Origin of the sequence: Cupriavidus sp. SHE (assembly GCF_000812445.1) — a bacterium.
GTDB classification, from domain to species: domain Bacteria; phylum Pseudomonadota; class Gammaproteobacteria; order Burkholderiales; family Burkholderiaceae; genus Cupriavidus; species Cupriavidus metallidurans.
The window spans coordinates 83,934-108,234 of sequence record NZ_JWMB01000047.1 but is presented as its reverse complement, the minus strand read 5'-3'; the positions used below and the strand labels follow the sequence as shown (position 1 = coordinate 108,234).

Here is a 24,301-nt window from a genome sequence, read left to right as displayed (position 1 = left end):
GGGTGAGCCGAAGTCAGGCCGGAGAGGCGCGAGCCGGTCCACCAGACCCAAATCCATGACTCAATCCACAACCAGTCACTACTACGTCGAAAGCCCGAGCTCCCGTGCGCTCGTGGTCGGCGCGATCGGTGTCGTCTTCGGCGATATCGGCACCAGTCCCCTTTACTCGCTCAAGGAATGCTTCAGCCCGGAACATGGCATTCCGTTCAGTCCCGATGCGGTACTCGGCATCATCTCGATGCTGTTCTGGGCCTTTGTTATCGTCGTGTCGCTGAAGTACGTGATGTTCGTGATGCGCGCCGACAACAACGGCGAGGGCGGCATTCTGGCGCTGATGGCGCTGGCCCTGCGCACAGCGGCGCCACGGTCACGCATGGCCAAGCTGATCATGATGTTCGGCATCTTCGGCGCGTGCATGTTCTACGGCGACGCGGTGATCACGCCGGCCATCTCGGTGCTGTCTGCCGTCGAAGGCCTGGAGATTGCCGCGCCGGGGCTTTCCCACTTCGTGATTCCGATCACGCTGCTGATCCTGGCCTTGCTGTTCTTTATCCAGCGCAGCGGCACGCATGTGGTGGGCAAGCTGTTCGGGCCGATCATGGTGGTGTGGTTCCTGGCGCTCGGCGCGCTGGGCCTGATCCATTTGGTGCAGGCACCCGGGATCGTCAAGGCCATCAACCCGATCTATGCGGTGTCATTCCTGCATGACCACTCGCTCCAGGCGTTCATCGTGCTGGGTAGCGTGTTCCTGGTGCTGACTGGCGCGGAGGCGCTCTACGCCGATATGGGCCACTTCGGCGCGAAGCCGATCCGCACGGCCTGGTTCGTGCTGGTCATGCCGTGCCTGATCCTGAACTACTTTGGCCAGGGGGCGATGCTGCTGGGCAACCCCGACGCGATCGAGAATCCTTTCTACCTGATGGTGCCGTCGGCGCTGCAATTGCCGATGGTGTTGCTGGCCACCGCGGCCACGGTGATTGCGTCGCAGGCCGTGATCTCGGGAGCGTTCTCGCTGACGAGCCAGGCCATCCAGCTTGGTTTCATGCCGCGGATGCGTATCCGCTATACGTCGGCGGCGGAGATCGGCCAGATCTACATGCCCGTGATCAACTGGATCCTGCTGGTACTTGTGATCTGCGTGGTGCTGGCCTTCAAGAAGTCCGATAACCTGGCGGCCGCGTACGGGATCGCCGTGACCACGACGATGGTGATCACCACGTTCCTGGCCGCGCTGGTGATGCGCAACGTCTGGAAGTGGAACCCTGCACTGGTGACGCTGATCAGCCTGACGTTCCTGGTGGTCGACATGTCGTTCTTCGCGGCCAACCTGCTCAAGATCGCCGAGGGCGGCTGGTTCCCGCTGCTGATGGGCGGTAGCGCGTTCTTCCTGTTGATGACTTGGCACAGTGGCCGCAAGCTGCTGCGCGCGCGTAGCCTGGAGGATGGCATTCCGCTGGAGCCGTTTATCGCCGGCCTGCTGGCGCACCCGCCGCATCGCGTGGAAGGTACGGCCGTGTTCCTGACCGGCAACACCGAATCGGTGCCGGTGTCGCTGCTGCACAACCTCAAGCACAACCGCGTGCTGCACGAGCGGGTGGTTTTCCTGCAGTTCGTGACGCGTGACATTCCGTACGTGGACGACGACGAGCGCCTGAGCTGCAAGGATCTGGGGGGCGGCGTCTACATCCTCAAGTCCGAATACGGCTTCAAGGAAACGCCGGATGTGCAGCGGGTTCTGGATCTGGCCCAGCGCAAGCTCGGCATGCAGTTCGAGCTGATGGAAACCTCATTCTTCATCGCGCGTGAATCGGTGATTCCGTCGAAGCTACCGGGTATGTCGATGTGGCGCGAAAGCCTGTTCGCGTGGATGCATCAGAACGGCGCCAAACCGTCTGACTTCTTCTCGATTCCGGCTAACCGCGTAGTGGAGCTTGGGACGAAGGTAGAAATCTGATTCCCGAGGTCCAGATGTGACAACGCCCCGCAATTGCGGGGCGTTTTGTTTTCTCCCCCTCTCCTGCGAGCGGGAGAGGAGAACTGCCGGACTTAGCGTTTCAGCTTGGCGAATGCCGCTGCCATCGCGCCTTGCGGCACCGCTTCACGACGGTTGCCGCCGTTGGAGCCCTTGCCACTGCCGTTACGCTGGCCACCGCGATCATTCGAGCGATCGGCGCCGCCTGCGCGTGCCGTAGCCTGGCCCGGCTCGTCATCGAGGCGCATCGTCAAGCCGATGCGATTGCGCTTGACGTCCACTTCCATCACCTTGACCTTGACGATCTGGCCGGCCTTGACCACCTCGTGCGCATCCTTGACGAACTTCGTCGAAAGCGCCGAGATATGGACCAGGCCGTCCTGATGCACGCCGATGTCGACGAACGCGCCGAAGGCCGCCACATTCGTCACCACGCCTTCGAGCACCATGCCGGGTTGCAGATCCTTGACGTCTTCCACGCCATCCTGGAACGTCGCGGTCTTGAACTCGGGGCGCGGGTCGCGGCCCGGCTTTTCGAGTTCGGACAGGATGTCGCGCACGGTCGGCAGGCCGAACGTGTCATCGGCAAACTGCTGGGCCGACAGGCCGCGCAGAGCGTCGCGGTTGCCCATCACATCGGGCAGACCCTTCTTGATGTGATCCAGGATGCGCTGCACCACCGGATAGGCTTCCGGGTGCACCGACGAACGGTCGAGCGGGTTATCCCCGTCGTTGACGCGCAGGAAGCCGGCGGCCTGTTCGAACGTCTTGTCGCCCAGGCGCGGCACCTTCTTCAGCGCATCGCGATTCGAGAACGCGCCATTGGCGTCGCGGTATTCGACGATATTGCGCGCCAGTACCGAGTTCAGGCCCGAGACACGCGCCAGCAGCGGGGCGGAGGCCGTGTTGACGTCCACACCCACCGCGTTTACGCAGTCTTCCACCACGGCGTCCAGCGCACGCGCGAGTTCGCGCTGGTTCACATCATGCTGATACTGGCCCACGCCGATCGATTTCGGGTCGATCTTGACCAGTTCGGCGAGCGGGTCCTGCAACCGGCGGGCGATCGACACCGCGCCGCGCAGCGACACGTCGAGTTCCGGAAACTCCTTGGCCGCCAGTTCCGAGGCCGAGTAGACCGATGCGCCAGCCTCGCTGACCACGATCTTGGTGAGCTTCAGCTCGGGCGCGCCCTTCATCAGGTCCTGCACCAGCTTGTCCGTTTCGCGGCTGGCCGTGCCGTTGCCGATCGAGCACAGCGCGACGTTGTGTTGCTTGGCCAGACGTGCCAGCGTGGCCAGCGAGCCGTTCCAGTCGCGGCGCGGCTCGTGCGGGTAGATCGTTGCCGTTTCCAGCAGCTTGCCCGTGGTGTCCACCACGGCGATCTTGCAGCCCGTGCGGATGCCCGGGTCGACACCCATCACCGATTTCGGGCCGGCCGGCGCGGCCAGCAGCAGCTCGTGCAGGTTGCGGCCGAACACCTTGATGGCCTCGCCCTCGGCGGTCTCGCGCAGTTGCGTGAGCAGTTCGGTTTCCAGATGCGGCTGCACCTTGACGCGCCAGCTCCAGCGGCAGACATCGGCCAGCCACTTGTCGGCGGGGCGATTCTGGTTCTGGATGCCGACGTGGCGCGCGATCATGCCTTCGCACGGATGCGGCACCATCGCGTCCTGTTCCTCGCCAAGGCCCAGCTTGACCATCAGCACGCCCGCGTTGCGGCCGCGGAACAGCGCCAGCGCGCGGTGCGACGGCACGGTGCGGATCGTCTCGCTGTACTGGTAGTAGTCGCGGAATTTCTCTTCCTCGGCGGTTTCCTTGCCCTCCACGACGGAGGACGTCACCACGCCGTTGCTCCAGAGATGCTCGCGCAGCTTGCCGAGCAGTTCCGCCGTTTCGCCGAACTGCTCCGACAGGATGTCGCGCGCGCCGTCCAGCGCGGCCTTGACGTCGGGCACGCCGCCGTCGGCGGTGGGGTTGCCGTTGACGTACTTGGCGGCCTCGGCTTGGGGATCGAGCGTCGGGTCGGCCAGCAGTGCCTGCGCAAGTGGTTCCAGGCCGCATTCACGGGCGATCTGGGCGCGCGTGCGACGGCGCGGCTTGTAGGGCAGGTACAGGTCTTCCAGCGTCTGCTTGGTCTCGGCCGCTTCAATGGCCGCGCGCAGTTCGTCGGTGAGCTTGCCCTGTTCCTCGATCGACGCCAGGATCGTGGCGCGACGATCTTCCATGTCGCGCAGGTAAAGCAGGCGCCCCTCAAGCGTGCGAAGCTGCGTGTCGTCCAGATTGCCCGTGACTTCCTTACGATAGCGGGCGATGAATGGCACCGTGGCGCCTTCGTCCAGAAGGTTGACGGCAGCCGCTACCTGGCGGGGTTGCACGGACAGTTCGGCCGCGATCAGCGACACAATCTTTTGCAGAACGGAAGCAGGCAGATTGGACATCGAGAATACGTGTCAGTCGAAAGCGGGGCATTGTGCCACAAGCGCGATGCGCGCCTGGTGACGGGGAGACACCTTTTGTGCCCGCTGTTTTCCGACGTGGTGGCGCATCCACGGGCAGACACAAGTTGCAACGTTCGCCCAGGGGGCCGAAGTGGCCCCGGATGTTAGAATTCCGCCATGATCGTCAAGCCCCATCCGGCCACCATGGCTGCCCCGGTTTCCCAAGTGCCCACAGTGTCTTCCACGGCTCTCACCATCGCGCTCGCGGCGCTACTGCTGGCTGCGCCGTTTCGGCCCGCCATGGCGCAGGCGTCCACGCCGGCTGCAGCGGCTGTGCCGCCGGCCCCAGGCGTCGCGCGCGATTTCGATGCCGAGCGCAAGGCGATCGACGACTCGCGGGCCTGGACCAAGTATCGCTACGCGGTGGCGGAACACGCGTGCTACAGCAAGTTCCTGGTGAACAACTGCATCGACAAGGCCAAGGAAGTCCAACGCGGCGAGCTGCAGGTGCTGCGCGAGCGCGATCTGGAGGTGGGCGATGCCGAGCGTGCCTACCGTGCGGCCCAGCGCGATCACGATCAGGCCCTGCGGCGTGCGGAGTACGAGGCCAGCCTGCCCAAGCGGGCCGCCGACGAACAGGCCAGCCGCGAAGCCTTCGAACGCAAGCAGCAGGACCAGGCGCTGCGTGATGCGCAGCACAATGCTGGCGCGCCGCAGCGGGCGGCCAATGCCGAGGCTTACCAGAAGAAGCAGGACGATTTCGCCACCAAGATGCAGGAGGCACAGCAGAAGGGTGCCGAGCAGGCCCGTCAGCACGAGGAGAACGCGAAGGCATACCAGCAAAAACAGGTCGATGCCGCGCAACGCCAGAAGGAACTGGAAGAACGCCGCGCCCGCGCCGCGGAAAAGCAGAATCAGGGGCAGTCGTCGAAGCCCAGCCCATTCGGATTCTGATCTGGCTCGAACAACACCCGGGCAATGGCCGCAAGGCAGGGCAGGGGAAGGCGCAACATGGACGAGAACCTCAATACGCTGGCGCGACAGATCATCGAACTGCAGATCGAGCATCGTGATCTGGATTTCATGATCGACCGCCTTGCGTCCGATCCGTCGCACGACGAATTGCAACTGCGCCGGCTCAAGAAGCGCCGGCTCAAGCTCAAGGACGCCATCACCCTGTTGCAAGTGCAGGTCGAGCCCGACGTACCCGCATAGCATAGATATCCACCGGTCCCTCCGGCGTCATGACAAAAGCGTGCGCGACCAATCGCGCCACGCCTCAGGAAGTTCCAACTTGTCCGAACCGATCGAAGACACATCCTTATCCGACGGCCCCGATGTGGCCGGAGCCGCCGACATGCCGGAGTCGCTCGCGAACGCCGTTGCCGCGGCGGCAGCCGACCAGGCCGCGCTAAGGTCTTCGCAACTCGCTACGATCTTTGCCGAAACCGGCACGCTGGCCAGTGCGATCCCCGGCTACCGGCCGCGCGCGGCGCAGGAGAAGATGTCCGAGGCCGTGGCCAATGCGATCGCCGACAACGACACGGTGATCGTCGAGGCTGGCACGGGTACGGGCAAGACGTACGCCTATCTGGTGCCGGCCATGCTCTGGGGCGGGAAGGTCATCCTTTCGACCGGTACCAAGAACCTGCAGGACCAGCTTTACCTCCGCGACATTCCGACGGTACGCCATGCGCTGAACGTGCCGATCTCGGTCTCCCTGCTCAAGGGGCGGGCCAACTACGTTTGCCACTATCACCTGGAGCGGGCACAGGCCAACGGCCGGCTGGCGTCGAAGCAGGATGCGGCCTGGTTGCGCGAGATCAGCCGATTCGCCAAGACCACGACGTCCGGGGACAAGGCCGAGCTGGCCGAAGTGCCCGAGAACGCGCCAGTGTGGCAACTCGTGACCTCCACGCGGGACAACTGCCTGGGCAGCGAATGTCCGAACTACAAGGAATGCTTCGTGATGCGCGCCCGCAAGGAGGCGCAGCAGGCCGACCTCGTGGTCGTCAACCATCACTTGTTCTTTGCCGACGTTGTGCTGCGCGATACCGGCATGGCCGAATTGCTACCCGCCGCCAACACCGTGATCTTCGACGAAGCGCACCAGTTGCCCGAGACGGCGACATTGTTCTTCGGCGAAACGTTGTCGACGAGCCAACTGCTCGAGTTGGCCCGCGATACCGTGGCCGAAGGGCTGTCGCACGCGCGCGATGCGGTGGACTGGGTCGCGCTTGGGGCACCGCTCGAGCGGGCTGCCCGCGATCTGCGCCTGGCCTTCGGCAGGGAGAACGCCCGCCTTGCGCTGGGGCAGATCGACGCCGACCCGCGCATTCGCGAGCCGTTTCACGAAACGCTCGACGCGCTCGACACGGCGCTGTCCGACTTTGTCGAGGCACTGGAATCGCAGGCCGAGCGTGCCGAGGAGCTTGAACAGTGCCATCGCCGCGCGCTCGAACTCGCCCAGCGGCTGGCGGCATGGCGCGACGACCGGATTGCCGCATCCCCCGTGCCTGCGGCCGAGCCGGCCGACGATGCGGAAGGCGACCAGACTTCCCAGTCCTTCCAGACTTCCCAGCCTGTCCAACCTGCCCAGCTTGGCCCCGAAACCGTACGCTGGGTGGAAGTGTTCTCGCACACGGTGCAGTTGCATCGGACGCCGTTGTCGATCGCGCCGATCTTCAGCCGGCAACGCGCAGGCCAACCACGCGCGTGGGTCTTCACCTCTGCCACGCTGTCCGTGAAGGGCAACTTCACCCATTACGCCGCGCAGCTTGGGCTGGATCGCGACCGATCTTTGACACTGCCTAGCCCGTTCGACTATGCGAAACAGGGGCTGCTGTATGTGCCCCGGGATATGCCACCGCCGCAATCGCCTCAATTTACCGAGGCGGTGGTGGAGCGGGCGCTGCCGTTGATCGAGGCGGCAGGTGGCCGCACGTTCCTGCTTTGCACCACGTTGCGGGCGGTGCAGAAGGCGTCGGACATGCTCTATGACCTGTTCGCGGAGCGCGGTATCAACCTGCCGCTGCTCGTGCAGGGCCAGGCGAGCCGTACCGAATTGCTCGACCGCTTCCGCGAGCTTGGCAACGCCGTACTGGTGGGCAGCCAGAGTTTCTGGGAAGGCGTTGATGTCCGTGGCGAGGCGCTGTCGCTGGTCATCATCGACAAGCTGCCGTTCGCACCACCCGATGATCCAGTGCTGGCAGCGCGCATGGAGGTACTGCAGAAGAAGGGGCTCAGCCCGTTCGCGGTTCACCAGCTTCCGCATGCGGTGATCACGCTGAAGCAGGGTGCCGGCCGACTGATCCGGTCTGAGACCGATCGGGGCGTGCTGGCGATTTGCGATACCCGGCTCGTGGAAAAGCCATATGGCCGGCAGATCTGGCAGAGTCTTCCGCCGTTCACGCGCACGCGTGAAGCCGACACCGTCATTCGGTTCCTGGAAGGGTTGGGGCGAGGTGAGGCGCCGGCGTCCGAGTCCGACACGGATTCGGAGTAGCTGTCCCAGTTTGTACCGGGCAACCACGAGTTCGTAGCGTCAGCCCGCCGGGGCTGGTCTTTCCGCACCAGACTTACTCGATCGGCAGCGGCTATGAGATTCCGAGTGACCGCAGCCAGCGCATCCAAGCGGCTTGGTCGCCATGACGCGGCCTACGGCACGTACGATGGTTATCGTGCCGAGAAGGGGGGCGTGTTCATGAGCCCAAGGTCTGGCGTCAGGTCAAAAAAAACCGCACGGATCGCGTGCGGTTTTTTTGTTGCTTGCATCGAAATGTCCAATGCGGACAGGTTCGGCAACCTCAGAACACTTCCCACCAGGACTTGTCCTTGCGGCGCTGCCCATACTTGATGTAGTCGCTGTTCGGATAGTTGCGTTCCATCACGCGGGCGGCATCGTCGCGCAGATCCTTCATGCCCAGCGCATCATACGAGCGGACCATGATATACAGCGCTTCCTCGTTGGCCGGCGCGCCGTCGTAGTCCTTCAGCGCCTGCTGCGCGCGGTTGACCGCAGCCAGGTAGGCGCCCCGGCGATAGTAGTAGCGCGCCGCGTGAACTTCGTGCTGGGCCAGCGAGTTGACGATGTACTGCATGCGCAGCGTCGCGTCGGGCGTGTACTTGCTGTCCGGGTAGCGGGTGATCAGGATCTGGAACGCGTCATAGGCTGCTCGCGCCGCCTTCGGATCACGTTCGCTCAGATCCTGGCCGGAGAACCGGCCCAGCCAGCCCAGGTTGTCGTTGAAGTTGATCAGCCCCTTGAGGTAGTAGGCGTAATCGATATTCGGGTGACTCGGGTGCAACTGGATGAAGCGGTCGACGGCAGCCAGCGCGGCAGCGGTCTCGCCATCCTTGTAGTTGGCGTAGGCCGTATCGATCTGCGCCTGCTGGGCGTAACGGCCAAATGGATAGCGGCCCTCGAGCTTCTCGTAGAGCTTGACGGCGCGCGTGTAGTCGCCGCCATCCAGGGCATCCTTGGCTTCAGAATATAATTTGTTCGCTGACCAGCCAGCCGTTTCGTCCGGCTGGTCGCCCAGCAGGCCGCACGCGGACAGCATGACGCAGCCGCCTGCAAGCAAAATCGCTCCAAATCTCGCGCGCCAATTAGCGCGTCTCATGCTCTGCAATTGCATGGGCAACCTGTTCCCGGATGAAAAATAGCGCCAAGCATTATAGCCGAAGCCCCAAGCCCGAAACCGGGCCGGAGCGCCACACCGAATCCACCGCCGTAGCGGACGTCGATACGGAGGAGTTTGGCGACCTCGGTGAGTTCAACGACGATGTGCCGGTCTCGCCGCCGGCCGCGTCGGATTTTGTGCCACTGTACATGGAAGTCGATAGCGCGTCTCACGGCGAGCGCCTCGACAAGCTGCTCGCGCGGCACTTCAGCGAGTTTTCGCGTAGCCGTATCCAGCAATGGATCGAGGATGGCGCCGTACGGGTCGATGGCGAGCCAAGCCGTGCCAAGGCATCGGTCCAGATGGGCCAGAAGATCGAGGTCCAGCCGCAGGCCGCCCCGGAGTCCATGGCATTCACGGCGGAAGACGTGCCCCTCGACGTCGTGTACGAGGATGATGCCATGTTGGTCATCAACAAGCCCGCCGGACTTGTCGTCCACCCCGCCGCCGGCAACTGGAGCGGCACCGTGCTGAACGGGCTGCTGCATCGCGACCCGTCTGCGGCAAGGCTGCCCCGCGCGGGGATTGTCCACCGGCTGGACAAGGAAACCTCCGGCCTGATGGTGGTGGCACGGACGCTGGTCGCCCAGACGGATCTGGTGCGACAGCTCGCCGCGCGCACGGTCAAGCGGACCTATCTCGCGCTGGTCTGGGGCGAGACCCCCGATGACGGCACGATCGATGCACCGATCGGCCGGGACCCTCGCGAGCGCACGCGCATGGCGATCGTGCATACGAACAGCGGCAAACCGTCGCGCACGCACTTCGAGACCCTTGGCACGGTGCCGCTGGGCCGGGGTAAGGTGTCGATGGTGATGTGCCAGCTCGAGACCGGTCGGACGCACCAGATCCGCGTGCATTTCGAGTCGATCGGCCATCCGCTGGTGGGCGATCCCGTCTATCACAAGGCCACGCAACGCGGGCAGCGCCCCGCGATCCGTGTGCCGCTGCCTGTCCCGTTCACGCGCCAGGCGCTCCATGCCTACCGGCTGGGGCTCGTGCATCCGGCCACTGGCCGCAAGATGTCGTGGGAAGCCGAGCCGCCCGAAGACCTCCAGGCCTTGATCGATGCCCTCGACTTCGAGGGGCATGCGCAGGACGATGAAGAGGAAGACGACTGGTACGAAGGGGACGACGATGACCAAGGCGACCACGACGACCACGACGACCATGACGACGAATGATCGCCCGGCCTGGATCGTGCCCGACTGGCCCGCGCCAGCGTGGGTGCGCGCATTGTCGACCACGCGCCATGGTGGTGTCAGTGAAAGCCCCTACGGCCTGGCCGATGGATCGACCGGTGGTCTGAATCTCGGCACGCATGTCGGTGATGACCCGGTCGCCGTGTCCGAGAATCGGCAGCGCTTGGCGGAACATCTGCCGGCTATGCCGCGCTGGCTCGACCAGGTGCATGGCTGTGGCGTGGTCACGGCCGACGGCGTCACGGATGGTGTGCCGCAGGCGGACGCGAGCATCGCCACCGAGTCAGGCCACGTCTGCGCGATCATGACGGCCGATTGCCTGCCAGTGCTGCTCTGCGATGCGGCGGGCACGGTCGTTGGCGCGGCACATGCGGGCTGGAGAGGGCTCTGTGATGGGGTCATCGAGGCCACGCTGGCACGCATGGCACCACATGCCGGCCCCGATCCAACCTGGCTTGCATGGCTTGGCCCGGCCATCGGGCCGACGGCATTCGAGGTAGGTGCCGAGGTCCGTGCCGCCTTCATCGAGCGCGCGCGCGACGACGAGCGCGCAGGGGTCGAGGCAGCGTTTCTCCCGGGCGCGCCGGGCAAGTACTGGGCCGATATTTATGCGTTGGCCCGCATCCGGTTGGCACGCGCGGGTTGCGTGCGGATTCATGGCGGGGATGTCTGTACCGTTACCGACGCCGATCGCTTTTTCTCCTACCGCAGGGATCGCACGACTGGCCGCATGGCCACGCTCGTCTGGCTGGAACGCTGACAGCCGCCGCCGGCCGTGGCACCGTCTACTGGCCGGCTTTCGACTCGGATTCCGCCGTCTTTGCCGCGGCGGCTTCGCCGGCTTCACGCGCTTTTCGCCGCCTGCGCCGGCCCGGCGTCCCCATGATGTACATCACGATCGAGACCGGAGCCAGTCCGTAAAACAGAAAGGTGGCCACGCCAGCCACCGCGTTGGTCTCGGTAATCGACATCATCAGGACGACGTAGAGCCAGCCAATTGCCACGATATACATCAGACTTTCATCTCTTTCGTGTATGAGTTCATGCTGCCTGGCACGCCGCGCCAGGCCTACCGTCCGGTAGGTCGGGATTTTGCGGCCAGGGAGTTACCTGTCGTGCGGATTTCCGCATTGACAGCGTCTACATTGCGAGGCAACAATGCCTTTAAATGTATCGAAACCGAGGAATTACTCTAGGGTTTCGCCGGCTAGCATAGCGTATGACGCAGGGCATCCGAGGTCGTTCTGCAGCAGTGTCAGACGCAACCCGGATCAGGGGCGGGTCGGGAGACAGTCACCCCGAGCCCGTCAACCAATACGACGGCAGAGAGACGAATACATTATGGCGACCGGCAAAGGTGCGGCAGCTTCCGATAAGGAAGGCAAGTCCCAACCGTTTCAGTTCGTGCCGGGGCCATTTGATCCAGCCACCTGGCTGGAGTGGTCCCGTCAATGGGTACCCGAGGCCAACGGCGATATGCCGTCTGGTTTCCCGGCCGGCATGGCCGGCGCGTTTCCGGGTGGATTCCCGGGCGGCGAGGCATTCGTCCAGGCCTTCCAGAACGCTTTCCAGGGTGCCGCCACGCAAGGTGCGAACGGCGTAAATGGCGCCGGCGGCGTGAAGATCGCGCCCGCGCAGCTTGCCCGTATCCAGGAACGCTTTTTCAGGGATTTCGCCGAACTCTGGCGCGAAATGGGCGAGGGCGCCGTGGCAGCCAGCGCGCCTGCGCCCAACGGCGCGGCCAATGCCGATTCAGCCAGCCAGCGCTTGTCCGACAAGCGTTTCGCCAGCCCGGCATGGCGCAACAATGCCCCGTATCGCTATACCGCAGCCTTTTACCTGCTGACGGCCCGCGCCATGACCGAACTGGCCGAGGCGGTCGAGGCGGATCCCAAGGTTCGTCAGCGCATCCGCTTCGCGGTATCGCAATGGGTGGATGCCATGTCGCCGGCCAACTTCCTGGCGACAAACCCTGACGCGCAACAGCGCCTGATCGAATCCGGTGGTGAGTCACTGCGCAAGGGCGTGCGCAATATGCTGGAGGATCTGGCCAGGGGCAAGATCTCGCAGACCGATGAAACAGCGTTCGAGGTCGGCCGCAATATGGCTGTGACCGAAGGCGCTGTGGTCTACGAGAACGAGTATTTCCAGCTTCTGCAGTACAAGCCTCTGACCGACAAGGTCTACGAGCGGCCGCTGCTGATGGTGCCGCCGTGCATCAACAAGTTCTACATTCTGGATCTGCAACCCGAGAGCTCGCTTGTGCGACATGCCGTGGAGCAGGGGAATACTGTCTTCCTGGTGTCGTGGCGAAACCCCGATGCGTCGATGGCCGAGCGCACCTGGGATGAGTACATCGAGCACGCGGCGATCCGCGCGATCGAAGTGACGCGCGATATCAGCGGACAGGACAAGATCAACGTGCTGGGCTTCTGCGTCGGCGGCACGATCGTCTCGACGGCGCTTTCCGTGCTGGCCGCGCGTGGCGAGCGTCCGGCAGCCAGCCTGACGTTGCTGACCACGCTGCTGGATTTCGCCGATACGGGCATCCTCGACGTCTTCGTCGACGAAGCGCACGTGCAACTGCGCGAGGCCACGCTGGGCGGGGCCGGCGGCGCGCCGTGCGGGCTGCTGCGCGGCGTGGAACTGGCCAATACGTTCTCGTTCCTTCGTCCGAACGACCTGGTCTGGAACTACGTGGTCGACAACTATCTCAAGGGCAACACGCCGGTTCCGTTCGACCTGTTGTTCTGGAATGGCGACGCCACCAATCTTCCGGGCCCGTGGTACTGCTGGTACCTGCGCCATACGTATCTGCAGGACGAGCTGAAGGTGCCGGGCAAGCTCACGGTATGCAATGCGCCGGTGGACTTCGGAGCGATCGACGTGCCAACGTACATCTACGGGTCGCGCGAAGACCACATCGTGCCCTGGGCCGCGGCCTACGCTTCCACGGCGCTGCTGCGGAACAAGTTGCGTTTCGTGCTGGGTGCCTCCGGCCATATCGCGGGCGTCATCAACCCGCCGGTCAAGAAGAAGCGCAGTCATTGGACCAATGACAAACTGTCGGAATCGGCCCATGATTGGCTGGCCGGCGCGCAGGAGCATCCGGGAAGCTGGTGGCCGGACTGGGTGACATGGCTGGGCAAGCAGGCGGGTCAGAAGCGTGCCGCGCCAGCCGATTACGGCAATGACCACTACCGGGCGATTGAACCCGCGCCAGGGCGCTACGTCAAACAGCGCGCCTGAGCTTCATGAGGGCCGGCCCGCGACGCCGGCCCGGATTTCGAACCGTTCCGCATTCGTTTTCTCGAAAGGACATCAAATGACCGATATCGTCATCGTTTCCGCAGCCCGTACCGCAGTCGGCAAGTTCGGCGGTTCGCTCGCGAAGATTCCCGCGCCGGAGTTGGGCGCCATCGTGATCAAGGCCGCGCTGGAGCGTGCCGGCGTGAAGCCGGACCAGGTGAGCGAAGTGATCATGGGCCAGGTGCTGACGGCCGCCTCGGGCCAGAACCCGGCACGCCAGGCTTCGCGCAAGGCGGGCCTGCCCGACATGGTGCCGGCCATGACCATCAACAAGGTGTGCGGTTCGGGCCTGAAGGCCGTGATGCTGGCCGCCAACGCGATTGTGGCTGGCGAGGCCGAGATCGTCGTGGCCGGCGGCATGGAGAACATGAGCGCCGCACCGCACGTGCTGCCGGGTTCGCGCGATGGCTTCCGCATGGGCGACACCAAGCTGGTCGATTCGATGATCGTTGACGGCCTGTGGGATGTGTACAACCAGTACCACATGGGTATCACGGCCGAGAACGTGGCCAAGGAATACGGCATCACCCGCCAGGCCCAGGACGAGTTCGCCGTGGGCTCCCAGAACAAGGCCGAAGCTGCCCAGAAAGCCGGCAAGTTCGACGAGGAAATCGTTCCGGTCCTGATTCCGCAACGCAAGGGCGATCCGGTTGCGTTCAAGACCGACGAGTACGTGCGTCAGGGCGCCACGCTGGAAAGCATGGCTAGCCTGAAACCGGCCTTCGACAAGAGCGGCACGGTGACGGCCGCAAACGCATCGGGCCTGAATGACGGCGCCGCCGCTGTGGTCGTGATGTCGGCTGCCAAGGCGCGCGAACTGGGCCTGACCCCGCTGGCGACCATCAAGGCGTACGCCAACGCCGGCGTGGACCCGGCCGTGATGGGCATGGGCCCGGTGCCTGCCAGCAAGCGCTGCCTGTCGCGTGCCGGCTGGGAGGTCAAGGACCTGGACCTGATGGAAATCAACGAGGCCTTTGCCGCTCAGGCACTGGCCGTGCATCAGCAAATGGGCTGGGATCAGTCGAAGATCAACGTGAACGGCGGCGCGATCGCCATCGGCCACCCGATCGGCGCGTCAGGCTGCCGCATCCTGGTCACGCTGCTGCACGAAATGAAGCGCCGCGATGCCAAGAAGGGCCTGGCCTCGCTGTGCATCGGTGGTGGCATGGGCGTGGCGCTCGCAGTCGAGCGGAATTAAGCATCGCAATTGCATTGAGGGGTGTGCCGGCCGTGTGCGTCCAGGACGGATGCGGCCGGCGTGAATAAGAAAGACCAAAGCTTCGACACGATCGGGCGAGCCAACTAGGAGTGGATATGACTCAGCGCATTGCATATGTGACCGGCGGCATGGGCGGCATCGGGACCGCGATTTGCCAGCGACTGGCGCGGGATGGTTACAAGGTGGTGGCGGGCTGCGGCCCGAATTCGCCGCGTCGTGAGAAGTGGCTCGAACAGCAACGCGCGCTCGGGTTTGAATTCGTGGCGTCCGAAGGCAACGTCGCCGACTGGGACTCCACCAAGGCAGCCTTCGACAAGGTCAAGTCCGAAGTGGGCGAGGTCGATGTGCTGATCAACAACGCCGGCATCACGCGCGACGTGGTGTTCCGCAAGATGACCCGCGCGGACTGGGATGCGGTGATCGACACGAATCTGACGTCGCTGTTTAACGTGACCAAGCAGGTCATCGACGGCATGGCTGACCGCGGCTGGGGTCGCATCGTCAATATCTCGTCGGTGAACGGCCAGAAGGGTCAGTTCGGTCAGACCAACTACTCGACCGCCAAGGCAGGCCTGCACGGCTTCACGATGGCGCTGGCGCAGGAAGTGGCCACCAAGGGCGTGACCGTGAACACGGTGTCGCCGGGCTACATCGCCACGGACATGGTCAAGTCGATTCGCCAGGATGTGCTCGACAAGATCGTCGGCACGATTCCGGTCAAGCGTCTGGGCACGCCCGAAGAAATCGCCTCGATCTGCGCGTGGCTGTCGTCGGACGAGTCGGGTTTCTCCACCGGTGCCGACTTCTCGCTGAATGGCGGCCTGCACATGGGCTGACCGGCGCGCGCGCCGGATGTCGCCGTTGATGCGGCGCATCCAGCGCAGTGCACAAGCATGACCCGGCCGGGCTCCGGCTGGCGTTTCTGGCGGGCGATGCCGCGCATTCGTGCGCGTTCATTGCCCGTTTGTCATCTTTCCACGCTGTTTTGCTGCGGGTTTTCCTTAAACCTTGCCGTCTTTTCTTAGTGCCTTGTTGAGCATAGAATCAGGGCAATAGCGCAACCGGCACCACTGTGGAGCCTTTCGGCTGTGTCCGGTCCGGTTGTTCTTGCGCACTGCATCGCACGCGGTGCAGCAGTACCGAGCGATGGCGCAGCAGCGATGCCGGACAACGGCATCAGCGACGACACAAGGATAGAGCACCGATGGCCACGAGCAAAAAAGGCGCAGAGCGACTGATCAAGAAGTATCCCAATCGCCGGCTCTACGACACGCAGACCAGTACCTACATCACGCTCGCGGATGTGAAACAGCTGGTCATGGACAGCGAGGAGTTCAAGGTCGTCGACGCCAAGTCGGGCGAAGAACTCACGCGCAGCATCCTGCTGCAAATCATCCTGGAAGAGGAAACCGGCGGCGTGCCAATGTTCTCGAGCGCGATGCTCTCGCAGATCATCCGCTTCTACGGCCATGCGATGCAGGGCATGATGGGCACCTACCTGGAAAAGAACATCCAGGCCTTCATCGACATCCAGAGCAAGCTGGCCGAGAATTCCAAGGGTCTTTACTCGGGTGAGCCATTCAGCCCGGACATGTGGTCGCAGTTCATGAACCTGCAGGGGCCGATGATGCAGGGCATGATGAGCAACTACATCGAACAGAGCAAAAACCTGTTCGTGCAGATGCAGGAGCAGATGCAGAACCAGGCCAAGTCGATGTTCGGCACGTTCCCGTTCAACCAGCCGGACAAGAAGTAAGCAGGTTCGGTTTTCGCCGCGCAACAGCCGTGCAGTGGTGTCACCACCACGGACTGTTGTGAAAGCGTGGCAAATTCCCATATCCGTGCGTCATTCTCTTTGACGCGTCGAATCGGGCGAGAGGGCATGGTGCAATTGGCCATGCCCTGTTTGTTCAGGGGTCCTGTTCAGGCATCCTCTCCTCGTCGCCCGATGGAAATCGACAAATTTCAACCGTTCGTACTCGACCTCTACACCCAGCTCGGCCAGGTACAGCGCGACATTGGTTCGCTCACGGCAGGCCAGCAGGCCATGGCGGAACAGCTTCGGCAACAAGAAACCCAGATGCGGGAGTCCGAATCGCGGATCATTCATGCGATGGACCAGTTCGAGGCTCGTCTCACTGCGAAGGTCGATAAAGTGGAGTCAGATCTATCCGTGCGCATCCAGTCGACCGAGGACAAGCTCTCCGTTATGAAAGACCGCGTCAAACGGGTGTTCTGGGCAACCGGTGGCGGCGGGGTCGTGTTGGGCCTGGCGCTCGGCTGGAGGCCGATTCTTGCCCGGGCCGTCAGTCTTCTTGGAACGTGATGCGCCCCGGGCACAGAACGAAGCCCGCCAAGGGCAGGCGCGCCAATATCGCTTGCTCAGGGTAAAATCACGGCCTTTCATGGCAATGACGGCGCCCGGCAGGCTCGCCGGATGCCCTTGGCCCAGAGCGGCGCGCCACCGGGGACGGTCGGATGCGCCCCGAATCCCCCTATTTGCGGTGCCCCATGTCGTCTGATACCAACTTGTCCAATCCGCCCAAAGTCGGCTTTGTTTCACTCGGCTGCCCCAAGGCCCTGGTGGACTCCGAGCAGATCATTACCCAGCTACGTGCCGAGGGATACTCGATCAGCGGCACCTATGACGGCGCCGACCTTGTGGTCGTCAATACGTGCGGCTTCATTGACGAGGCCGTGCAGGAGAGCCTGGACGCGATCGGCGAGGCACTGACGGAGAACGGCAAGGTGATCGTGACCGGCTGCCTGGGTGCCAAGAAGGATGCCGCCGGGCACGACATCGTGAGTGCCGTGCACCCGAAGGTGTTGGCTGTGACCGGCCCGCACGCGCTGGGCGAGGTGATGCAGGCGGTGCATACGCACCTGCCGAAGCCGCATGACCCGTTCACGGACCTGGTGCCGGCGGCCGGTATCAAGCTGACGCCGAAGCACTATGCCTACCTGAAGATTTCGGAAGGCTGCAACCATCGCTGCTCGTTCTGCATCATCCCGTCGATGCGTGGCGACCTCGTCTCGCGCCCCGTGGCTGAAGTCATGCTCGAGGCCGAAAACCTGTTCAAGGCGGGCGTCAAGGAACTGCTGGTCATCTCGCAGGACACCAGCGCTTATGGCGTGGACGTCAAATATCGCACCGGTTTCTGGAATGGGCGCCCGCTCAAGACTCGCATGACGGAGCTGGTGGCCGCGCTCGGCGAGCTGGCGAGCCAGTATGGCGCATGGGTTCGCCTGCACTACGTCTACCCGTATCCGCACGTCGACGAGATCATCCCGCTGATGAACCAGGGCAACGTGCTGCCATACCTCGATGTGCCGCTGCAGCACGCGCATCCGGATGTGCTCAAGCGCATGAAGCGCCCGGCGAATGCCGAGAAGACACTCGACCGCATCCGCGCGTGGCGCGAAGTCTGCCCGGACCTGACGATTCGTAGCACGTTCATCGCCGGTTTCCCCGGTGAGACCGAGGAAGAATTCCAGACGCTGCTCGATTTCATCGCCGAAGCCGAGCTTGACCGGGTGGGCTGCTTTGCCTATTCCCCGGTGGAAGGCGCCACGGCCAACGACCTGCCCGGTGCGTTGCCGGACGAAGTGCGCGAAGAGCGACGTGCCCGCTTTATGGAAGTAGCCGAGGAGGTCTCCGCCCGCCGTCTGCAGCGCAAGGTCGGCCAGACGCTGCGCGTGCTGGTGGACGAGGTCAATCAGGATGGTGGTATCGGCCGGTCGTCGGCGGATGCGCCGGAAATCGACGGTCTGGTCTATATCGATCCGGCGGCCAAGGCTTCGCAGCGCTACAAGACGGGCGACTTCGTCAATGTGAAGATTACCGGCGCCGATGGTCACGATCTTTGGGGTGAGGTGGCGTAAGCCGTACTTGTGCATACAATTAGGTAAAAGTACGGTCGTTCGTTTTCCCGGGGTCGGGTCTATACTGTGCGGCGCAACATGAACGCATGGAGACAAGACATGGCACGTGAAGTGGTGGTTGTCAGCGGTGTGCGCACCGCAATCGGTACCTTCGGCGGCAGCCTGAAGGATCAGGCCCCGACGGATATGGGCGCTCTGGTCGTGCGCGAAGCACTGGCCCGCGCCGGCGTTTCGGGCGATGACGTGGGTCATGTGGTGTTCGGCAACGTGATCCAGACCGAGCCGAAGGACATGTATCTGGGCCGCGTGGCGGCTGTGAATGGTGGTGTGTCGACCAACGCGCCGGCACTGACCGTCAATCGCCTGTGCGGCTCCGGCCTACAGGCAATCGTCAGCGCAGCCCAGACGATTCTGCTGGGCGATGCCGACGTGGCAATCGGCGGCGGCGCGGAAAGCATGAGCCGCGCGCCGTACCTGGCGCCGATGGCCCGCTGGGGTGCGCGCATGGGCGATGCCAAGCTGGTCGACATGATGCTTGGTGCACTGCACGATCCGTTCCACACGATCCACATGGGCGTGACGGCGGAAAACGTCGCCAAGGAATATGACATTTCGCGCCAGCAGCAGGACGAAGCCGCGCTCGAATCGCATCGTCGTGCTTCCGCCGCCATCAAGGCAGGCTACTTCAAGGATCAGATCGTTCCGGTTACGCTGAAATCGCGCAAGGGCGACGTAGTATTCGATACCGATGAGCACGTGCGTCACGACGCGACGATGGACGACATGACCAAGCTCAAGCCGGTGTTCGTCAAGGAGAATGGCACGGTCACGGCCGGCAACGCCTCGGGCCTGAACGACGCCGCCGCCGCCGTGGTGCTGATGGAGCGTGCCGAGGCCGAGCGCCGCGGCCTGAAGCCGCTGGCTCGCCTGGTGTCCTACGGCCACGCCGGTGTCGATCCCAAGACGATGGGCATCGGTCCGGTGCCGGCTACGAAGATCGCGCTGGAACGTGCCGGCCTGACGGTCAAGGATCTCGATGTGATCGAGGCCAACGAGGCATTCGCGGCGCAGGCCTGCGCGGTGACCAAGGCTTTGGGTCTCGACCCGGCGAAGGTCAACCCCAATGGCTCCGGTATCTCGCTCGGCCACCCGATCGGCGCCACCGGTGCGCTCATCACGGTCAAGGCGTTGTACGAGCTGCAACGTGTACAGGGTCGCTACGCGCTGGTGACGATGTGCATCGGTGGTGGCCAGGGCATTGCCGCGATCTTCGAGCGCGTTTAAAGTCGCGGGCAGTCAATCTGCCCGAGGAAGACCGTCTTGTCCCGCCCCGTTTTGCTTTGCCTGTTGGCCGTCGCGATGCTGTCTCTCCCAATTGCGGCGCGCGCGGCCGACGGAACCGCTGTATCGACGGGGCAGGCGACGGACGAGCGGGGCGGTGGGCTCGGTATCAATGACGCCATTCGTGCCGGTGAGGCCAAGCGGGGCAACTCGCTGTCCACCGGCTCGGCGGGCCCATTGTCACCGCGCCCCGAGTACGCGAAGTATCCGGTCTATACCGGCACGCTCGGCGACAAGCCGGTGCGGTTGCGGGTAGCCCCGAAGACCGACACACGGGACAGCCTCCAAGGCGAATATTCGATCGGGGATGGCAAGAGCGTGCGGCTGCTCTCCGGCGAATGGGAGGATGGCAGCTTCCTGATGGAAGAGTCGGACGACGGCACGCGCGTATCCGGCAATTGGGAAGGGCAGATCGACCAGCAGGGCGTGGTGCGCGGTACCTGGACCGATGCGTTCAACCCCGCGATCATCCTGCCGTTTGTTATCCGGCCGCTTGGCGGCTCCCAGGTGATCCCACCATTCGATAGCCGCCAGGGCAGCGGCGCGACGTACGCCCCACCTCCGCCCAAGTCATCGATCTCGACCGAGAAGCCTCGCTGAATCCCCATCGGGCTCGGCTAGTCCGTCCCTCCTGACCTGACGTGTTTTCGCCGGCCTCGCACGTGGCCTGACTGGCATTTGCTGGTAAGCTCGAACGCCTGATTCGACTCCTCCAGGGAAATCGCCGTGTCCGCTTCCGACTCGTCCCGTTACATCAAGACCATTGCCGTCCAGCCAGAACTGGACATCGCGCCGGGCTTCGATTCGTTCTCCACGCCGACCTACCGCGGCTCCACTGTCGTCTTCCGCAACCTTGCCGAACTGCGCGCCTATGGCGACCGCAGCAAGACCTACTGGCGCTATGGCCTGCACGCCACGCCGACCAGCGAGGCGCTTTGCCAGCAACTGGCGCAGATCGAAGGTGGCCGTCACACGCTGCTGTTCCCGTCGGGCCTGGGCGCCATTTCGCTGGTCTATTTCGGCCTGCTGCGTACCGGTGACGATGTCCTCGTTCCGGAAAACGTCTACGGGCCCAATCGCGATCATGGCGACTGGATGGCGCGGGAGTTCGGCATCACCGTGCGCCCGTATCATCCGTCGGTCGGCGCTGGAATCGCCTCGATGATCCAGCCGAACACGCGTCTGATCTGGATGGAATCGCCGGGCTCGGTCACGATGGAAGTGCCCGACACCGAGGCGATCGTGGCCGCCGCGAAGGCACGTGGTGTGCTGACCGCGATCGACAACACCTGGTCTGCCGGCGTCTACTATCGGCCGTTCGAGAAGGGCATCGATATCTCCGTGCAGGCGCTGACCAAGTACCAATCCGGTGGCAGCGATGTACTGATGGGCGCCGTGATCACGCGGGATGACCATCTCCACGACCGCCTCAAGCGCACCCGCATGCTGATGGGCTGGGGTGTCTCCGCCGACGATTGCTACCTGGTCCTGCGCGGGCTGGCGAGCATGCCGGTGCGCCTGGCCGCTCACGACCGCGCAGCGCGCGAGGTGGCCGAATGGCTGACGAAACGTCCGGAGGTCGCGCGCGTGCTGCATCCGGCATTGCCCGATTGCCCCGGCCATGCCGAATGGCTACGGGATTTCAGCGGCGCGAGTGGTCTGTTCTCGATCATTCTGCACAGCCGCTATACGCGCGAGCAGGTCGATGCGTTCGTCGAGGCGCTAAAGCTGTTCGCGATTGGCTGGTCGTGGGGCGGTGCGCACAGTCTGGCTGTGCCCTATCACGTCGACACAATGCGGCCGGCTGGCACGTGGCCGCCGGCTGGATGGGAGAACGCCGGCGAACTGGTGCGGCTGTATATCGGTCTGGAAGACACCCGCGACCTGATCGCCGATCTGAAGCAGGCGCTGGAGTCTCAGCTGCGCTGACGAGCCAGGACGCGCCCGGACGCGCTAGACGCGTTCGAGCGCCGCGGGTTCTTCTGTCTGTTGGGTATTGGGCGATGCGCTACGCAGCGCCCATACCGATTCCGCCGGCCCGCCACGGGCGCGGCGTAGTGTGGCGCGGGCCAGCGCGACATATCCGGCTGCCAGCGCGATCGCGCCAATGTCGAAGCCCGCCACGGCCCAGCGGCCGTTGAGTGCCGCAACGATAAAGTGATCGCCGGTCAGGATGGCATTCGACAGCGGCACACCGAGCGTGGCGATCGCCGCGATCCACAGCAGTTCCACGGCCGCGCGTGCGGGATGGCGAATCAGAGCCCAGCCCACGGATGCGATGAATGTGGGCCAGAACACGTGGCTAACGGCCTGCTCCGGCCAAAGCAGCGCAGCGGTGAAGCACAGCGCAACGCCGATACAGGTGCCGATGCACACCCCAACCGTCGCCTGGGCGAGCAGTCGATGCACGCGAGGCTGTTCGGCCTGCCGCGTTTTGCGGCGTGTTTCGATCCACAGCAGATTGCCCGAGTAGAACAGGAACGCACCCGCCAGCCCCGCCAGCAGATAGACGATCCGCATGGCCAGGTCGCCATACGTGCCGTAGTGCAGCGCGAACATCGCGCTGTAGACCATATGGTTCGTGTCGCGCGCGCCGGCGGTCTGGTTGGCGATCAGCTTGCCCGCCTCGGGCTCGGCTGCCGCGGCGTGAATGCCCACCGATCCGCCGTTGCCGAGCGCCCGGGTGCTGTCCCCGCGGACTTCGGCCAGCGCGTTCGCGTCACCGTAGTGCTGGAAGCGGATGGCTTCCGGCGTGAACCGGTCGCCACCGTGTTCGCGCGCAATTGCCAGCAGTTGCGCCGCCGGCATCGTGGGGGAGGGGCGGCCTGCGGCGGTCACCTCGGGCGTGGCGCCCGTGACGCGTGGTACTACCTCCATCAGCTTGCCGTCGAACGTCAGCACGTTGAAGACCATCACCATAATCAGTGACAGGCAGAAGAATGCGCCGGTGATTGCGAATATCAGGTGGAACGGCAGGCTGAACAGCCCGAGCACATTGTGCGTGTCCATCCAGAAGCGCTTGAGGTTGCGTCCCGGGCGCACCGCGAAGAGATCCTTCTTCAGACGCGGCAGATGTAACAGCACACCGGATACCAGCGCCAGGCCGTACAGGATCGAGATCACGCCCATGAAGTACATGCCGTTCATGCCCAGGCCGAGCGAGTAATGCAGGGCGTTCAGGAATGCCGAGAGTTCGCCGGTTGCATGGTCGAGCGAGGTATCGTTCCGCGCGGTGGCATCGCCGTTCAGGCGCGTGCCGTTCATCGTCTGCCAGGCGCCGGTCTTGTCCTGCCAGTACGCGTTGAAGTCTGGCTCCTCCTTGCTCGGCAGGCCAACATAGACACTGTTGGCGGCATCAGGGTGCGCGGCGATGAGTTGCTGCACGAAGGCATCAACGGCAGGGCCGTCGACCTGGACCTCCGTGGTGTGTCGGCCTTCCAGCCGGGCAGGGTTCTGCCACACGTGCAGTTCATGGTGGAAGACTGTGATCGCCCCGGCGAAGAACGCTATGAACAGCGCCCAGCCTGCCATCAGGCCGACCCAGGTATGGAGCGTGTTGAATACACGCAGGGTGTTGGGTTTCATGCGGATGTCCCGGAGAGTCTCAGGCGCCCGAAAGCGGGGAGGCAGGCGGCATGAGGTGCATCACCCGCACGCCCCAGAGCACGCCGTAGCAGATCAGGTTGGCGCCAAGCAGCCAGAGCCACGCCGAGCGGCTCGATGCGAACAGCAGGCTCAGGCAGATGATCGCCACCCAGAGCACGAAACCGAGCATGATGGCCACCACCACGCCGCTTTCCCAGCCACCGGGCAGCCAGAGAATGCCAAGCGTGCACAGTGCGATTGCCAGCGGCAGGCCCAGCAGCGACCCTGCAAGCCATCGGGTTCCCATCATGGCGTGTTCCTTTCCGCGACGGTGAGGCGCGTGGCGGAGCGCCGCTTCTGCATCCACGTGCCGATGAACGGCCAGACGGACAGGCAGCAAGTCATGGTGACCAGTGTGCTGGCGATGGCTACCGGCCAGCCTTCCGGCACGCTCATCGTCCACGCGCTGGCGAGCGTCAGCCCCAGGCCGAGCCAGCAGGACAGGTGCGGGCGGATCGGCGCAGCGCGGGTGAGAACCTGGTTGGGCGCGGCCAGATAGAGGCAGGCGGCGCCTGCCAAAGCGAGAAGTACGGCCAACACCTGCATGAATTGAGCTTTTGCGGATCGACAGAGAACGAAATAATAATGATTCGTATTTAATTGATCAAGCG

21 protein-coding genes are annotated in these 24,301 nt (G+C 64.0%); 15 read left to right on the top strand and 6 right to left on the bottom strand.

What is annotated here, in order from left to right:
• Positions 1-55 precede the first annotated feature (55 nt).
• Positions 56-1,954, top strand: coding sequence for a potassium transporter Kup (locus RN01_RS22200; protein ID WP_024570894.1), 1,899 nt, complete (start codon positions 56-58; stop codon positions 1,952-1,954).
• Positions 1,955-2,046: 92 nt separating this feature from the next.
• Here RN01_RS22200 and RN01_RS22195 read toward each other — a convergent pair whose 3' ends face one another.
• A complete protein-coding gene (locus tag RN01_RS22195) occupies positions 2,047-4,410 on the bottom strand; it encodes a Tex family protein (protein WP_017514057.1) in 2,364 nt (787 codons plus the stop codon).
• Between the two features lie 177 nt (positions 4,411-4,587).
• On the opposite strand from RN01_RS22195, the gene RN01_RS22190 reads away from it, so the two are divergent.
• The 3 genes from RN01_RS22190 (at position 4,588) to RN01_RS22180 (ending at position 7,915) form a co-directional block, all read left to right on the top strand.
• Positions 4,588-5,364, top strand: a complete 777-nt coding sequence (locus RN01_RS22190; protein WP_017514056.1) for a hypothetical protein — start codon at positions 4,588-4,590, stop codon at positions 5,362-5,364.
• Between the two features lie 57 nt (positions 5,365-5,421).
• Positions 5,422-5,625 carry a YdcH family protein gene (locus RN01_RS22185; RefSeq protein WP_008646837.1) on the top strand — a complete coding sequence of 68 codons (204 nt, stop codon included), beginning with the start codon at positions 5,422-5,424 and terminating at the stop codon, positions 5,623-5,625.
• A 142-nt stretch (positions 5,626-5,767) separates the two neighbouring features.
• On the top strand, positions 5,768-7,915 hold the full coding sequence (locus RN01_RS22180) for an ATP-dependent DNA helicase (RefSeq protein ID WP_223277344.1): 2,148 nt from the start codon (positions 5,768-5,770) through the stop codon (positions 7,913-7,915).
• Between the two features lie 301 nt (positions 7,916-8,216).
• On the opposite strand, the gene RN01_RS22175 is transcribed toward RN01_RS22180, so the two are convergent.
• Positions 8,217-9,047 carry an outer membrane protein assembly factor BamD gene (locus RN01_RS22175; RefSeq protein WP_024570892.1) on the bottom strand — a complete coding sequence of 277 codons (831 nt, stop codon included), beginning with the start codon at positions 9,045-9,047 and terminating at the stop codon, positions 8,217-8,219.
• A 17-nt stretch (positions 9,048-9,064) separates the two neighbouring features.
• Here RN01_RS22175 and RN01_RS22170 point away from each other — a divergent pair, with 17 nt between their 5' ends.
• Together RN01_RS22170 and pgeF are read left to right on the top strand one after the other, a co-directional pair.
• Positions 9,065-10,276 carry an RluA family pseudouridine synthase gene (locus RN01_RS22170; RefSeq protein WP_017512839.1) on the top strand — a complete coding sequence of 404 codons (1,212 nt, stop codon included), beginning with the start codon at positions 9,065-9,067 and terminating at the stop codon, positions 10,274-10,276.
• On the top strand, positions 10,263-11,054 hold the full coding sequence (pgeF, locus tag RN01_RS22165) for a peptidoglycan editing factor PgeF (RefSeq protein WP_024570891.1): 792 nt from the start codon (positions 10,263-10,265) through the stop codon (positions 11,052-11,054). Before RN01_RS22170 ends, pgeF begins: the two co-directional genes overlap by 14 nt.
• Before the next feature lie 25 nt (positions 11,055-11,079).
• Here pgeF and RN01_RS22160 read toward each other — a convergent pair whose 3' ends face one another.
• Positions 11,080-11,307: a hypothetical protein gene (locus RN01_RS22160; RefSeq protein WP_017512837.1), complete on the bottom strand. Its 228-nt coding sequence runs from the start codon at positions 11,305-11,307 to the stop codon at positions 11,080-11,082.
• 328 nt (positions 11,308-11,635) lie between these two features.
• On the opposite strand from RN01_RS22160, the gene phaC reads away from it, so the two are divergent.
• From phaC to RN01_RS22115, 9 genes are all read left to right on the top strand, one after another.
• Positions 11,636-13,543: a class I poly(R)-hydroxyalkanoic acid synthase gene (phaC, locus tag RN01_RS22155; RefSeq protein WP_017512836.1), complete on the top strand. Its 1,908-nt coding sequence runs from the start codon at positions 11,636-11,638 to the stop codon at positions 13,541-13,543.
• A 76-nt stretch (positions 13,544-13,619) separates the two neighbouring features.
• On the top strand, positions 13,620-14,801 hold the full coding sequence (locus tag RN01_RS22150) for an acetyl-CoA C-acetyltransferase (protein ID WP_008646824.1): 1,182 nt from the start codon (positions 13,620-13,622) through the stop codon (positions 14,799-14,801).
• A 116-nt stretch (positions 14,802-14,917) separates the two neighbouring features.
• Positions 14,918-15,658, top strand: coding sequence for a 3-ketoacyl-ACP reductase (locus tag RN01_RS22145; RefSeq protein ID WP_008646821.1), 741 nt, complete (start codon positions 14,918-14,920; stop codon positions 15,656-15,658).
• 368 nt (positions 15,659-16,026) lie between these two features.
• Positions 16,027-16,578, top strand: a complete 552-nt coding sequence (phaR, locus tag RN01_RS22140; protein ID WP_011516122.1) for a polyhydroxyalkanoate synthesis repressor PhaR — start codon at positions 16,027-16,029, stop codon at positions 16,576-16,578.
• Positions 16,579-16,770: 192 nt separating this feature from the next.
• Complete coding sequence (locus RN01_RS22135; RefSeq protein ID WP_223277314.1) at positions 16,771-17,148, top strand: hypothetical protein; 378 nt, start codon at positions 16,771-16,773, stop codon at positions 17,146-17,148.
• A gap of 185 nt (positions 17,149-17,333) precedes the next feature.
• Positions 17,334-18,704 carry a 30S ribosomal protein S12 methylthiotransferase RimO gene (gene rimO / locus RN01_RS22130; protein ID WP_011516124.1) on the top strand — a complete coding sequence of 457 codons (1,371 nt, stop codon included), beginning with the start codon at positions 17,334-17,336 and terminating at the stop codon, positions 18,702-18,704.
• 99 nt (positions 18,705-18,803) lie between these two features.
• Positions 18,804-19,988, top strand: a complete 1,185-nt coding sequence (bktB, locus tag RN01_RS22125; protein WP_017514060.1) for a beta-ketothiolase BktB — start codon at positions 18,804-18,806, stop codon at positions 19,986-19,988.
• A gap of 75 nt (positions 19,989-20,063) precedes the next feature.
• A complete protein-coding gene (locus tag RN01_RS22120; RefSeq protein WP_051069021.1) occupies positions 20,064-20,645 on the top strand; it encodes a hypothetical protein in 582 nt (193 codons plus the stop codon).
• A gap of 120 nt (positions 20,646-20,765) precedes the next feature.
• On the top strand, positions 20,766-21,974 hold the full coding sequence (locus tag RN01_RS22115; RefSeq protein WP_024570889.1) for a cystathionine beta-lyase: 1,209 nt from the start codon (positions 20,766-20,768) through the stop codon (positions 21,972-21,974).
• A gap of 24 nt (positions 21,975-21,998) precedes the next feature.
• Here the strand turns inward: RN01_RS22115 and RN01_RS22110 are convergent, their stop codons facing one another.
• Genes RN01_RS22110 through RN01_RS22100 form a run of 3 tightly spaced genes read right to left on the bottom strand, consistent with a single transcriptional unit; the run spans position 21,999 to position 24,236 of the window.
• Entirely contained in the window at positions 21,999-23,630 is a 1,632-nt protein-coding gene (locus RN01_RS22110) for a PepSY domain-containing protein (protein ID WP_017514062.1), read from the bottom strand.
• A 19-nt stretch (positions 23,631-23,649) separates the two neighbouring features.
• Entirely contained in the window at positions 23,650-23,940 is a 291-nt protein-coding gene (locus RN01_RS22105) for a hypothetical protein (RefSeq protein ID WP_017514063.1), read from the bottom strand.
• On the bottom strand, positions 23,937-24,236 hold the full coding sequence (locus RN01_RS22100) for a hypothetical protein (protein WP_024570888.1): 300 nt from the start codon (positions 24,234-24,236) through the stop codon (positions 23,937-23,939). The genes RN01_RS22105 and RN01_RS22100 overlap by 4 nt, the downstream gene beginning before the upstream one ends.
• Positions 24,237-24,301: the final 65 nt, after the last annotated feature.

What these genes read in the sequence shown, in the direction of transcription:
- RN01_RS22200 (WP_024570894.1), top strand. Translation starts at nt 56, where the DNA reads ATGACTCAATCCACAACCAGTCACTACTACGTCGAAAGCCCGAGCTCC.
- RN01_RS22195 (WP_017514057.1), bottom strand. Translation starts at nt 4,410, where the DNA reads ATGTCCAATCTGCCTGCTTCCGTTCTGCAAAAGATTGTGTCGCTGATC.
- RN01_RS22190 (WP_017514056.1), top strand. Translation starts at nt 4,588, where the DNA reads ATGATCGTCAAGCCCCATCCGGCCACCATGGCTGCCCCGGTTTCCCAA.
- RN01_RS22185 (WP_008646837.1), top strand. Translation starts at nt 5,422, where the DNA reads ATGGACGAGAACCTCAATACGCTGGCGCGACAGATCATCGAACTGCAG.
- RN01_RS22180 (WP_223277344.1), top strand. Translation starts at nt 5,768, where the DNA reads ATGCCGGAGTCGCTCGCGAACGCCGTTGCCGCGGCGGCAGCCGACCAG.
- RN01_RS22175 (WP_024570892.1), bottom strand. Translation starts at nt 9,047, where the DNA reads ATGCAATTGCAGAGCATGAGACGCGCTAATTGGCGCGCGAGATTTGGA.
- RN01_RS22170 (WP_017512839.1), top strand. Translation starts at nt 9,065, where the DNA reads ATGAAAAATAGCGCCAAGCATTATAGCCGAAGCCCCAAGCCCGAAACC.
- pgeF (WP_024570891.1), top strand. Translation starts at nt 10,263, where the DNA reads ATGACGACGAATGATCGCCCGGCCTGGATCGTGCCCGACTGGCCCGCG.
- RN01_RS22160 (WP_017512837.1), bottom strand. Translation starts at nt 11,307, where the DNA reads ATGTATATCGTGGCAATTGGCTGGCTCTACGTCGTCCTGATGATGTCG.
- phaC (WP_017512836.1), top strand. Translation starts at nt 11,636, where the DNA reads ATGGCGACCGGCAAAGGTGCGGCAGCTTCCGATAAGGAAGGCAAGTCC.
- RN01_RS22150 (WP_008646824.1), top strand. Translation starts at nt 13,620, where the DNA reads ATGACCGATATCGTCATCGTTTCCGCAGCCCGTACCGCAGTCGGCAAG.
- RN01_RS22145 (WP_008646821.1), top strand. Translation starts at nt 14,918, where the DNA reads ATGACTCAGCGCATTGCATATGTGACCGGCGGCATGGGCGGCATCGGG.
- phaR (WP_011516122.1), top strand. Translation starts at nt 16,027, where the DNA reads ATGGCCACGAGCAAAAAAGGCGCAGAGCGACTGATCAAGAAGTATCCC.
- RN01_RS22135 (WP_223277314.1), top strand. Translation starts at nt 16,771, where the DNA reads ATGGAAATCGACAAATTTCAACCGTTCGTACTCGACCTCTACACCCAG.
- rimO (WP_011516124.1), top strand. Translation starts at nt 17,334, where the DNA reads ATGTCGTCTGATACCAACTTGTCCAATCCGCCCAAAGTCGGCTTTGTT.
- bktB (WP_017514060.1), top strand. Translation starts at nt 18,804, where the DNA reads ATGGCACGTGAAGTGGTGGTTGTCAGCGGTGTGCGCACCGCAATCGGT.
- RN01_RS22120 (WP_051069021.1), top strand. Translation starts at nt 20,064, where the DNA reads ATGCTGTCTCTCCCAATTGCGGCGCGCGCGGCCGACGGAACCGCTGTA.
- RN01_RS22110 (WP_017514062.1), bottom strand. Translation starts at nt 23,630, where the DNA reads ATGAAACCCAACACCCTGCGTGTATTCAACACGCTCCATACCTGGGTC.
- RN01_RS22105 (WP_017514063.1), bottom strand. Translation starts at nt 23,940, where the DNA reads ATGATGGGAACCCGATGGCTTGCAGGGTCGCTGCTGGGCCTGCCGCTG.
- RN01_RS22100 (WP_024570888.1), bottom strand. Translation starts at nt 24,236, where the DNA reads ATGCAGGTGTTGGCCGTACTTCTCGCTTTGGCAGGCGCCGCCTGCCTC.